The 10683-nt window shown below is 34.5% G+C and carries 10 protein-coding genes; 7 read left to right on the top strand and 3 right to left on the bottom strand.

From position 1 onward, the window contains the following. The first annotated feature begins 185 nt into the window (after positions 1-185). The 6 genes from JI665_RS18765 (at position 186) to JI665_RS18740 (ending at position 3539) form a co-directional block, all read left to right on the top strand. On the top strand, positions 186-968 hold the full coding sequence (locus JI665_RS18765) for a DUF2726 domain-containing protein (RefSeq protein ID WP_206842705.1): 783 nt from the start codon (positions 186-188) through the stop codon (positions 966-968). Between the two features lie 209 nt (positions 969-1177). Continuing rightward, on the top strand, positions 1178-1465 hold the full coding sequence (locus JI665_RS18760) for a hypothetical protein (protein ID WP_035332664.1): 288 nt from the start codon (positions 1178-1180) through the stop codon (positions 1463-1465). A gap of 241 nt (positions 1466-1706) precedes the next feature. Next, on the top strand, positions 1707-2078 hold the full coding sequence (locus JI665_RS18755; RefSeq protein WP_206842704.1) for a hypothetical protein: 372 nt from the start codon (positions 1707-1709) through the stop codon (positions 2076-2078). Positions 2079-2291: 213 nt separating this feature from the next. Beyond that, positions 2292-2693 carry a hypothetical protein gene (locus JI665_RS18750; protein WP_152539716.1) on the top strand — a complete coding sequence of 134 codons (402 nt, stop codon included), beginning with the start codon at positions 2292-2294 and terminating at the stop codon, positions 2691-2693. A 212-nt stretch (positions 2694-2905) separates the two neighbouring features. Further along, on the top strand, positions 2906-3112 hold the full coding sequence (locus JI665_RS18745; protein WP_035332667.1) for a DUF2187 family protein: 207 nt from the start codon (positions 2906-2908) through the stop codon (positions 3110-3112). A gap of 28 nt (positions 3113-3140) precedes the next feature. Then, on the top strand, positions 3141-3539 hold the full coding sequence (locus JI665_RS18740) for a hypothetical protein (RefSeq protein WP_035332668.1): 399 nt from the start codon (positions 3141-3143) through the stop codon (positions 3537-3539). A gap of 272 nt (positions 3540-3811) precedes the next feature. Here JI665_RS18740 and JI665_RS18735 read toward each other — a convergent pair whose 3' ends face one another. Beyond that, positions 3812-6778 (bottom strand): Tn3 family transposase, encoded by a 2967-nt coding sequence (locus tag JI665_RS18735; protein WP_206842703.1) that lies wholly within the window; start codon positions 6776-6778, stop codon positions 3812-3814. Positions 6779-6925: 147 nt separating this feature from the next. On the opposite strand from JI665_RS18735, the gene JI665_RS18730 reads away from it, so the two are divergent. Beyond that, on the top strand, positions 6926-7501 hold the full coding sequence (locus JI665_RS18730) for a recombinase family protein (protein WP_009335987.1): 576 nt from the start codon (positions 6926-6928) through the stop codon (positions 7499-7501). Positions 7502-7643: 142 nt separating this feature from the next. Here the strand turns inward: JI665_RS18730 and JI665_RS18725 are convergent, their stop codons facing one another. Beyond that, the gene (locus tag JI665_RS18725) at positions 7644-8891 is read right to left on the bottom strand and encodes an MFS transporter (protein WP_009335986.1); all 1248 of its coding nucleotides are present in this window, start codon (positions 8889-8891) and stop codon (positions 7644-7646) included. A gap of 112 nt (positions 8892-9003) precedes the next feature. After that, complete coding sequence (locus JI665_RS18720; protein ID WP_009335985.1) at positions 9004-10005, bottom strand: LLM class flavin-dependent oxidoreductase; 1002 nt, start codon at positions 10003-10005, stop codon at positions 9004-9006. Positions 10006-10683: the final 678 nt, after the last annotated feature.

The following is a 10683-nucleotide window of genomic DNA, read 5'->3' as shown; positions in this document are numbered from 1 at the left end:
GAAGAAAGAAATTTAAAAAGAGCGATAGTCCTTTATGGATTATCGCTTCTCTTATAAAATAATTTAACTAATTTTAAACGAGAGTTTCAAATATCATTAAGATATTATTCGACCTCTTTGATTTGATATATTTTAATAGAAGGAATATATTACTATTTTCATGTATAAAAAAGGTGGTCCCAACTATGAAGTTTGAAGGGAAAATTATCTTCTATGTGAAAGATACTTATAATTGTGTTCATATTTATAAAAAGAAGTCCAAAGAACCTGCAGAAATAGAAAAATACCAGGAATATGTTGATAGGTTGGAAGAAGAATTGACGAATAAGTTAGTTAAAGCATTCATAGTTAAGAATGAAGAAGGCAGCAATACTTATATTAGGTGTACCGACACCTGGAGGACAGGCCTAAATGAAACAATCTCTCCAAACCATCAAAAATACATAAACTTCCTTTCAGAGAATAGAGAAGATATTCGGTTTGTTGGTCCGTATAAAGCTATGAGACGAAAAGGACTACACTTATGCAGCAGAGGTCATGAGTGGGTAATTGAACCAATCAAAGTTAAGCGAGGTGAAACTTGTAGCCATTGTAGAAAGAAAATCAAGGAGTCAAATGGAGCCAAGTTTATAACAAATTTACTGGCATCTCAAAAAATTGAATTTATCAAAGAAGTGTCTATGAAGCGATTTGGTTGTGATAGAGACTTCCGGCTGGATTTTGTAATATGTCAAAATAACTTTCCGCTGTTTGCTATAGAATTCAATGGGATACAGCATTATAAATATATGAGATCAGAATACTTTGGAGGTTTTAAGGGGTCTAGAGAGAGAATGAAGCGGGATAGAATCAAAAGGGAGTTTTGTTGGTCGTTAGGATTACCTGTAGTTGATATACCGTATACGGAATCAGAGGAACAAATTTTGAATACAGTTATTTATTTCTTAAAATTGTTTGAATTGGTGTAGCAACGTTTCAGTACTTAGCAGAGAAATCGCTTGTATCCATGGAAGGATTTTCTATATAATAAATATATACGTCTAGTTTTTATTATTATCCCACTCATGCGAGAAGGACTTTCCCATTTTATTTAATACGCCCTATATTGGTGAATTTTTGCTGCTTAAAGCATTAATTAGCCGGTATAGGGCTTTTTTATTTTTTAGGAGGTGAAAACATGGACTTTAATCCATTTGTAAACAACCCTCAATTTAATCCTTCAAAACATTTAAAGAGTACTAAAAGAAAAGTTCAGCCATGGGAGCAACTGCAGGAAGGAAAATGCTATGAAATTAAAATTGAGGGAGAAGAAACAAGAACTTACGAAGTAAGAGGGTTTTGGTGTGATGAGAGTGATGGAACTATTTTTGTCATTCTATGGCCAGAAGGAGAAACAAGAGCAACGGATTTTGTTTCAAATGAAATTCTCTCTGTTAGAGAGATTAATAAAAATGCCGATATGTAGTATATAAATGTCAGAATACTTTAATCGGACAGATAATAATAAAAACACTTAGTGATTTAAATCGTTTAATGTAAAGGAGGAATCAATTCTTATGAGAAAATCAATCTTTGGATGGATATGGGGATCAATTGCCTTTGTTTTCTTATTAATCAGTTTTTACAGTACCCATATGGGGAGTGAATTGGACAAGCAGTTACAGTCTAATTAGGAATCGTTATTAAGGCTTCAACAAGAAAAATATTTGCTTAACAAGGAAATAGGAGGCCTTGATAGCAAGAAGCAAGCAGCCTTAATTGAAAATAAGGAATCCTTGTTAGATAAGTTGGTACAAGATGAGTTTGCAGTACAAACTGCGGGACTTGGGTTGCAAGATCTAAAAAATGATTTTACAACATTTCAGTCTTATATGGCGGGAGCGGGTTTATTCTTAACAATTGCTGCAATAGCGATAACATATTCGCTTAGCAGCAAACCAAAGAAAAAATCTAATCAATTAGAAGAGCGCCGATTGGTATCTGGACAAGGTATATATATACCTGCTAACCAGGAGCAGTTAGCGAGGGATATAAATCATGAGGTTGAGAAATATCTAAAAGAGTCAGGAAAAAAATAGTTCATGTAATCAAAAACTTTCTTGATACTAGGGGAGAATCAGTTTAAAGCATCTTGTTATGAAAATATAAAAATACGGATAGTAACGGTATTTACCTTAAAGAGCATTGTTTTTATGCTCTTTTTTCTTTTGGCCGGCTTTTTGCTGGAACGATTGCCCTTGATGATAATGGTTGTAGTTCTACAAAATATTAAGAATATAGGGAGGATAATAGTGATGACTAAGACCTGTATGGAGAAAGACTGTCAATTTGGTGGGTTAGTGCAAGAAATCAATGACGGACAAACCGTGAAAGTTCTTTGTGGAGTTCACTCCATAATGTACGCCTTAAACGAATCAAAATTAACTTATAAAAAAGGATATCCGCTTAAGAGTGAGTTAAAGGAACAGGCTGATTGTAGCTGTTGCAATAACCTAGCCATTAACATGATTGAACATCTCCCGACCGAGAATACGCAGTGGACGCTTTGTGAAACCCATTTGAAAAAGCTGCTGACACATTCATTAAGCCCAAAAGAATTTCACCAGCTTTATAACCAATATGGTGATGTCTATTTATTACATGATGATTTTTATGACCCTGAAACAGGAATAGCCTTTCAACAAATTGAATAGATTCTTTCATCCTTTACTCTTTGGAATACACATAGTTGAATAGAAAAAAATACCAAGAAATCTTTTTTCATTATGAAAATTATGGTATAATTGATTTGGAAATTATACGGGAAAACAAATTGGAAGCACCAATTAGCTGTTAAGGCTTATTGGTGCTTTTTTGCGCTTCTGCTGAAATTAAGACATTATACCCTTAAAAGGAGGTCAAATAAATGGCAATTAGGCATGCAAGTAAAGGTGACTCTATACTATTCTCCCGCAGAGGAAATGAAATTGAAGGAAAAGTCTTTTTGGTAAGAGACAACAGTGTGCTGGTTGATATATCAGCAACTGATGCGTTTCTATTAGGTTTGGAGAGCTCAAACACCGTTGTGGCACATAAAAATTATAAGATACTTAAAAGAAATAAAAGGAAGTAAGCTTCAAATCAAGAGGAGGAGAATCAAGATGTCAATGAAATGCATGGAAAAGAACTGTGTCAATGAATTGATGTTAATTTCAATAAATGATGGAGAAGACAGGCTGAACCTTTGTTTTAATCATGCAACAATATTTGCAAGTGACGAGCGGTTGATCACACTAAAGGAAACAGCTCCTCAAATAAGTAGCAGCAAATTAGATAAAACTTGTGATTGTTGCTCTGAAGCGGCATTAGAAGCTTCAGAATTGGATCCATTTAACGATGATATAACATGGAATTTATGCATGGATCATTTAAAGAAGCTATTGACTCATCAACTGAGTAGAGAAGAGTATAAATCTTTATATCACATATACGGTGATGTTTATTTGCTGCATGATGATTTTTATAATTCCACTTCAGGTGTTGCTGTAACTAGTCTGTGATGGAATTAAAAAATAAAATTGTTCAGGAGATTATAGGTTCAAGATATTGGAACAATAAACAACAATTTTTATTTACCAGTTACGTGAAAGGAAAGCAAACCTTATGATCACAGAAGCAAAGATTATTGGAGAGATTCAGACATTTAACAACCAGGAGGAACCCTATAGAATTTTTATAAAAATTAGTTCAAACAATAAGGGGTACCGTCAGGAAAATGCGGATTTACAACGTTAAGCACAATTCCGAGACAATTCCCCTATTTTTAACAACGTTAAGAAAGTTTCAATGGTCTTAAAGAATCTAACGAGACCATTTTCTCGGAATTAAAATGGTATTCTCCTAGCAAATTAATATGTTCCCAACCTAGAGGCGACATATGGTGCAATAATTCTTCATTAAAACTACCAGATTGTTTTTGATATTCAACTGCTTTTGTTAGATGTAAGGTATTCCAGATACTAATGGCATTGATAATTATGTTTAAAGCACTGGCCCTTTGAAGCTGATGCTGTATGGTTCGTTCCCTAAGCTCTCCTTGTTTTCCGAAGAAAATAGCTCTTGCCAACCCATTCATGGCTTCTCCTTTATTCAATCCTCTTTGTATTTTTCTTCTTAGAGATTCATCTGAAATGTAATTAAGAATAAAGATCGTTTTTTCTATTCGGCCCATCTCACGTAAGGCTGTGGCTAAGCTGTTTTGTCTTGAATAGGAACCTAGTTTCCCCATAATGAGGGATGCTGAAACCGTTCCTTCCCTTATAGAATGAGCTAATCGCAAAACATCCCCATAATTTTCTTTGATGGTCTTTGTATTTATTTGTCCACGTAAAATGGCTTCTAGTTTTGGATACTCCCTTGCTTTATCTATTGTAAATAATTTTGAGTCCGATAAATCCCTTATTCTTGGAGCAAATTTAAATCCTAATAAATGAGTCAGCCCGAATATTTGGTCTGTGTAACCAGCTGTGTCTGTATAATGCTCTTCTATATTTAGATCCGTCTCATGGTGCAACAAACCATCCAAAACATGAATCGCATCCCTTGAATTTGTATGAATAATCTTTGTGTAGTAAGAAGAGAATTGGTCACTTGTAAATCGATAGATGGTGGCTTCTTTTCCAGTTCCGTAATGTGGGTTTGAATCTGCATGTAGTGACGAAACACCCAGCTGCATTCTCATACCATCTGACGAGGATGTTGTACCGTCTCCCCAATGGGAAGATAATTGTAATTTGTGATGAAAATTTACTAATACAGCTTGGGCTTTATTCATGGCATCTTCATACATGCGCCATTGAGTTACATTGGCTAATTGTTTATATGTAAGTTCGGGTGTTGCTTCAGCCATCTTGCTCAAGCCTATATTCATTCCCATTCCTAAAAGGGCGGCCATGATAATGGTTGTTTCTTCTTTATCAGGTTTTCGATTATTGGAAGCATGAGTGAATTGCTCATGAAATCCTGTTATATGAGCAACATCCATGAGTAAATCAGTTAATTTTATTCTTGGCAGCATTTGATAAAGGCTTGAACTAAACTTTTTTGCTTCTTCTGGAACATCTTTTTCTAAGCGTGCAAGTGACAGCTTTCCTTTTTCAAGAGAAACTCCGTCTAACTTGTTGAAATTGGAAGCTAACCACCTTAACCTTTCGTTAAGGTTGCTGGCTCTCTCCATCATATAATCTTCGAATGATAAACTAACTGATAATCTCATATTTTCCTTCGTTTGGTTCCATGTATCTTCTGAAAACAAATATTCCTCAAAATCTCTATACTGTCTGCTGCCAACAATGGAAACATCTCCTGCCCGTACATGCTCCCGAAGTTCTGTTAAAACAGCCATTTCATAGTAATGACGATTGATTGTTGTACCATCATCCTCGTATAAATGCTTTTTCCAGCGTTTTGAAATAAAATCCACAGGCGAGTCATCAGGCACTTTTCGCTTTCCGGATTCGTTCATTCCTCGGATAATCTTAACAGCTTGTAAAAGAGGCTCATTTGCCTTTGTAGAATGAAATTCCAATACCCTTAATAGCGTAGGCGTATATTTTCTAAGTGAATAAAATCGTTTTTGCAATAAGTCTAAATAATCATAGTCAGCAGGACGTGCAAGCTCTTGAGCTTCTTCCACCGAAGAGACAAAAGAATTCCATTCAATAACGGATTCTAAAACCTCAAAAACGTCTAAATTTTCCTGTTTTGCTTTGATTAAAGCTTGTCCAATGTTCGTAAAGTGTATAACTTTCTCATTTAGCTTTTTACCGTTTTGTTTTTGATTTTCCTCTTGAGCCTTACGGCCTTTTGATAACAGACTAAGTATTTGTCTGTCATGTATTTCAAAAGCTTTGTCCGTTAGCTCCTGAGTAAGATGTAATAAAAAGACGGTTAATATCGAATATCGTTTATTTTCTTGAAAGTCTCGAAATGCATAAGGCTCATATCTTGAACCTAAACGAGATAGCTGTAACAGGCGATTGCGATGCAAATGACTAATTTTTACCGTCTCTAATTCTATTCCCCGTATGTATTCGAGTCGTTCTATTACTTTGAGAAATGTTTCGGGTGAAGGATGACCCGGTGGTTCCTTTAACCAACCCAATATCGTTTTATTGGACTCGGATGGATGCTGCGAAGTAATGATCTCTTCAAGTTTTACTTTTTGCTCATTTGCTAGAGACTGACTAACTGTATTAAATAGCTTTTTTTCAGCCATTGTTCTTGCCTCCCACACCATTCTCTCAAGTGTAGTGATAGCAGGCAGTATGATTTTGTTTTTTCTTAGAAAGTCGATACATTCATGTAGTAGATGAATGGCATCGCCATTTTCCAAAGCTAATTGATGAAGATGCTTAAATGTCATTCGGTATTCTTTTAGGGTAAAAGTTACAAAATTGTGTTCACTTCGAATTTCTTTCAAATGATCCCAAAGTGTATTTTCTCTTTGAGGATAAAGACTAAGTGAAGGTGGACTGGCACCGATTTGTTTTGATATATAATGTATGACCGAATCTGGGATGCTTTTGATATGTGTGTACGGCCAACCGGGATACCGAAGAACGGCTAATTGAACGGCGAACCCTAACCGGTTTTCTTCTCTTCTTCGTTTATTTATAATTTCTAAATCTCGTTTGGAAAAGGTGTAGTAGGTTCCTAGCACCCACTCATCTTCAGGAGTTTGCATAAGAGCCTGTCTCTGTTCGGGTGTAAGTAATTCCCTACCTCTCGCAATTTTCATTTAGCATCATCTCATTTCTGTTTTTTTTAATTTATTACTTCAATTATATATCAATAGAGTGTACTCTATTGATACAAGTGAAGTAGACTGATAGAATCATAGTTAAGAGTGTCTCACAAGACTTGTCTCAAAAGTGAGGTGGTATTTTTGCGAAAGATCGGTTATATACGTGTCAGTTCGACTAGCCAAAATACTTCAAGGCAATTTCAGCAGCTGAACGAGATCGGAATGGATATTATTTATGAAGAGAAAGTTTCAGGAGCAACAAAGGATCGCGAGCAACTTCAAAGAATGTTAGGGAATTTACAGAAAGATGACATCATTTATGTTACAGACTTAACTCGAATCACTCGTAGTACACAAGATCTATTTGAATTAATCGATAACATACGAGGTAAAAAGGGAAGCTTAAAATCACTAAAAGATACATGGCTAGATTTATCAGAAGATAATCCATACAGCCAATTCTTAATTACGGTAATGGCTGGTGTTAACCAATTAGAGCGAGATCTTATTCGTATGCGACAACGTGAAGGGATTGAGTTGGCTAAGAAAGAAGGAAAATTTAAAGGTCGGTTAAAGAAGTATCATAAAAATCACGCAGGAATGAATTATGCAGTAAAGCTGTATAAGGAAGGGAATATGACTGTAAATCAAATTTGTGAAATCACAAATGTATCAAGAGCTTCATTATACAGAAAGCTATCAGATCCGGACAATTAGTTGATCTTTAGTCCAATAATGGGCAAGGTAATATTAGCTTGTAAGAGGAAGTGTGCATTTTGATAAAATAATAAAATATAAAAGCCTATGTCAAATTGAATATTAAAATCTTTGACATAGGCTCTTTATTTCAATTATCAAATCACTTATTTATTTCCCCACTTTTAATATGTTTTAGTGTTTTTTGATTTATTGAGACAAAAAAGGCTGAAGCGAAAAGTAGAAATGCAGCTAATAAAAATGTAAATCTCACACCAAATTGATCAGCAAATATCCCAAATAAAATAGTTGAAACACCAAATGTTCCAAAGACGATACTATCCTGTGCAGAGTATACCTTTGATAATAATTTTGAATTAACACTCGTTTGGACTATAGTTTGTTGAGCAACTCCCTTAATTTGACTACCAAAACCGAAAAAAAGGGAAATGACAAGTGCGAGCCAAGGAGTTGAAATTAATCCAAAAATAAGTGTAGTAATACTGGTAAGAAATGCTCCACTAATGATTACAAATCTCAAATTATTAGTTATTGTTTGTGACCACTTTAAACTAATAAAACCAGCGATCATTAAACCAGCAAAAAAGCTTGAATTGATATATCCCCACCAATTTTCACTAACCTGTAGAACTTCTTCAACATAGATATACAGAATAGCTGCAACCCATACCACATTTGCTATGGATTCCGTAAATTCTACAATCGTAATTGTTCTTAAAGAAGGTGTCTTCCATATTGTATTCCATCCTTCCAGCAAAACCTTCTTTGTCATTTTTTCTGATTCTTGTTCGTCTTTATTGAGTTCATCCTCAATTCTATCTAAATCCTTAATTAAAAACATAAAAATGGTTGAAATAACGAATAATATAGTTGTTATAATTAGTAGATTACCTGATCCTAATAGAGTGATTAAAATACCAGCTGCTGGCCATCCTCCTAAAGTGATTGTCTGATCGACTATAGAAAGAAAACTATTTACTTTAACCAATTTCTCCTCTGAATCGAAATACCTGGGAATCAATGAATCTCTAGCAGGGCTAGCCCACCCATCTAGAAATGAAATAAACATTACAAATACAAAGGTGAAAATTATATTATCTATTGAAAAAAGATAGATTGAATTTACTGTGAGCATTAATACAATGATTGTTTTACCAAACTGTGAAAATGCCAAAAGTGGCTTCGTTCTATATCTTTCTAAAAGAATAGGAGCAATAAAACCACTAATAAACCTTGAAACTGTATTAACAAAAGGAAATAGAGCCATATAAAATGCAGACCCAGTGATTTCGTACACTATTGAAATTATGCTTACTATATATAATATGTCTCCTAAATTTGCAATTGACTGGCCTATCCATAAAAAACGGAAAGATGTTTTTATTTGCAAAAAATATACTCCTTTACATATAATTTGAGTACTATTTATTAGGATTACATATTTTAATCACCTCTACTCTATTCTTCTCCTTTGAAAAAAATTAAATTCGGCTATGTAATAATTACACGGAAAACACTTCTTTTGCAATTAACTTATATGATTTTATCCTATCTTCAAAACAGAAAGTATTAGTTAAGATCATAATTTCATCTACTTTATATGTATTTTGTATATCTATTAGTTTTTTTTTCACTTCTGTTGGTGATCCTATTATCATTTTATTCTTAAAGTTTCTTATTAATTCCATCTCTTGTCGACTAAAAGTATAGCCGTTTGACTCTATAAAAGACGGAAGTCCTTTATCGCCAATGCCTGTTGATAATTGTACCTCCCATAATAAAGCACTTCTTGCAAGCTCCTGGGCGCGTTCATTTGTCTCTGCACAAATCACAAAAACAGCAAAAATTGTTTTCGGTTTAATGCCGCTTTCTTTACCTTTTAAATTATTATGATAATAATTCATGATTTCTGAGCTTTTGTTTGCACTTAAAAAGTGACCAAATGCATAAGGGACCCCGTATAATGCTGCAAGCCTCGCGCTTTCTAAAGAAGTTCCTAGAATCCATAATTGTGGAGGAACTGATGGGATTGGATAAGCATTTATAGTCGAATACGGGTGTTTATGTGGGAAACTATTATCAAGAAAGTCTTTAAGCTCTTTCACAGTATCGGGAAATTTTTTTGCTTGCTCCGAAAAATTATCCGAAAGAGCTAACTTCGCTTCTGGAGAGCCTCCAGGACCTCTTCCTACTCCTAAATCTATTCGGTTAGGAAATAGAGATGAAAGCAAATTAAATGTTTCAGCTATTTTATAAGGTTTATAGTAGGGGAGAAGTGTAGCTCCAGAACCAAGACGGATAGTTTCAGTATTAGCACCAATGTATCCGAGCATAACTTCAGGTGATGGGCAACAGAGCGCAGATATATTATGATGTTCAGCGATCCAAAATCTTGTATAACCAAATTCTTCTCCGGCCTTTGCCAATCTGGTGGAATCCTCTAAAACATCCTTTGCTGTTTTCCCTACAGCGAGAGTAGCCAAATCAAGAATGCTTAATTCCATTCAATAAACACCTTTCTTTCCATTGATCCTTTTAAATTTTTTTCTGTAATAGATTGACAGCACGGAATATATGCTTGCAGAAAAAAGTTCTCTGCAAGCATAGTTTTCAAGTAATCATTTACCGCTTAGAGATAGTGTAATACTATCGAAATCATAAGTATTGATAAAGTGATTCATTTCTTTAAGTATTTCTAGTCCACGTTCTCCTAAGAATTGAGTTTTATCATTCATTTCTACGATAGTACGTTTCAGATCTTCTTCGTACATTCTAGATTTCTTTTTATCGCTTAACAAATGGTACATATGCATTATTCCAATAGATACATTAGCAGCGTGGAAAGATTTGTCTAATGGCCGCTTCTTTTTTAAAATCGTCGACGTAGTAAGAGCTTCTTCATTCTCACAAGAAAGGGGATCTGGGAAAATACAATTGACCATGTCATCCAAGAATAAACTATTAGGGGTCCTACCAACAAAACGCGGAAAACATACGCTAAGCAAATTTCGACATAAAGAAAGCCGATTTTTCCTACGCTAAGGAATCATCGGCTTTTAGTATTATTGAATAAGAGGGCGTAGTTGTAAACGCTAGAATAAAGTTGACAGTTTTTGCTCGATAAGATTTTACACTTTTGCTCAATCAACCTACTACTTTAGTAAAATAAATCGTGACGTTAT

The sequence above is a fragment of the Bacillus sp. NTK034 genome, assembly GCF_017303275.1.
Classification (GTDB): Bacteria; Bacillota; Bacilli; order Bacillales; family Cytobacillaceae; genus Cytobacillus.
Note: the sequence above shows the minus strand (reverse complement) of the source record. Positions and strands in the feature narration are given on the sequence as shown.

Bases quoted from the DNA above. Each gene is read 5' to 3' on its own strand.
- JI665_RS18735 (WP_206842703.1), bottom strand. From the start codon at position 6,778: ATGAAAATTGCGAGAGGTAGGGAATTACTTACACCCGAACAGAGACAG.
- JI665_RS18760 (WP_035332664.1), top strand. From the start codon at position 1,178: ATGGACTTTAATCCATTTGTAAACAACCCTCAATTTAATCCTTCAAAA.
- JI665_RS18720 (WP_009335985.1), bottom strand. From the start codon at position 10,005: ATGGAATTAAGCATTCTTGATTTGGCTACTCTCGCTGTAGGGAAAACA.
- JI665_RS18765 (WP_206842705.1), top strand. From the start codon at position 186: ATGAAGTTTGAAGGGAAAATTATCTTCTATGTGAAAGATACTTATAAT.
- JI665_RS18740 (WP_035332668.1), top strand. From the start codon at position 3,141: ATGTCAATGAAATGCATGGAAAAGAACTGTGTCAATGAATTGATGTTA.
- JI665_RS18745 (WP_035332667.1), top strand. From the start codon at position 2,906: ATGGCAATTAGGCATGCAAGTAAAGGTGACTCTATACTATTCTCCCGC.